Genomic DNA, 393 nt, shown 5'->3' on the forward strand with positions numbered 1-393 from the left:
CTCCGGTACCAGACTAGCTAGCCCCTACGCAACCAAATAAATCAACCATCGTAAGAGTGCAATCGTTCATATACACTGCCGGTGATGGGCGGAAAAATGCGTTAATGTTGAGTTCCTCGAACCCTTACCAATTAAGGGACATAGCCAGATACGCAACTGGCTGATGCAAGCAGTCAGATGTCTTTAGATTCGCTGGCCTGCGGGCATGACAATGTCAAACAGTCAAAGATTGTGGCGTTGACGGTCAGTCTGGGTCGTAAAAACTTCCTGTTCTTCGGCTCTGACCATGGTGGTGAGCGGGGAGCGCTACTGTACAGCCTGATCGGGACGTGCAAACTGAATGACGTGGATCCAGAAAGCTACCTTCGCCATGTGCTTGGCGTCATAGCAGAC

General features: G+C 50.6%; 1 pseudogene. It reads left to right on the forward strand.

Going from position 1 to position 393, the window contains the following annotated elements:
• Positions 1–243: 243 nt before the first annotated feature.
• Positions 244–393 (forward strand): annotated as a pseudogene (locus E0L35_RS25995) (transposase domain-containing protein); the annotation flags it as partial.

It is taken from the genome of Halomonas sp. ATBC28, assembly GCF_005937175.1.
In the GTDB taxonomy this organism is placed as follows: Bacteria; Pseudomonadota; Gammaproteobacteria; order Pseudomonadales; family Halomonadaceae; genus Vreelandella; species Vreelandella titanicae.